Origin of the sequence: Collinsella aerofaciens (assembly GCF_032584215.1) — a bacterium.
Taxonomy (GTDB): domain Bacteria; phylum Actinomycetota; class Coriobacteriia; order Coriobacteriales; family Coriobacteriaceae; genus Collinsella.
Genome location: NZ_JAWHPN010000094.1, coordinates 1 through 526 on the forward strand (window position 1 = coordinate 1; position 526 = coordinate 526).

A 526-nucleotide genomic window follows, 5' to 3' on the forward strand; every position below is an offset into this window, starting at 1 on the left:
GAGGGACGGCCCCGTCAAGCCGTGACCGGAATCGGTGAAAATACGTTAGCGCAACCGGTGAAACCGCCTTTGCGCGAACGGCGCGCCTGTTTAGCGAAACTGGTGAAAAATAGATTGACGCTAACAAGCGCCGCGTCGCGCGCCGCCGCCCACAGGTCCGCCAGCGCGCCGAGCGCGGCGCCCAGCGCGCCCTCGGCGCGCACGGAGGGGAGCTCCTCCATCAGCCTCGGCCCCGCCATCCCGCGGAACCTCGACCTGAGCCCCTCCGGCGCGGTGGTGAGCAGGGACCTCGCGGTGTTGATCGCCGAGGTCCGCGCCTTCACCGCCCCGGAGCGCGCCGCGAGCATGCAGCGCACCCCGTCGACCCACCCGTCCTGGCTCTTGGGGGTCCCGAGCTTCGAGCCGGACATCGCCGCGCGGGCGGCCCTCTCCGCGTCCGCCTCGTCGCACTTTCCCTGCCCCGGGCGCCTCCTCTGCGTCCCCGCCGGGGAGAGCGCCTCGCGCACGGGCATCCCCAGCGACGCGA

General features: G+C 72.6%; 1 protein-coding gene. It reads right to left on the reverse strand.

The features are described 5' to 3' along the window. Window positions 1-14: 14 nt before the first annotated feature. The coding region (locus tag RX395_RS09905; protein ID WP_457921685.1) for a hypothetical protein at window positions 15-526 on the reverse strand (512 nt) is incomplete at its 5' end.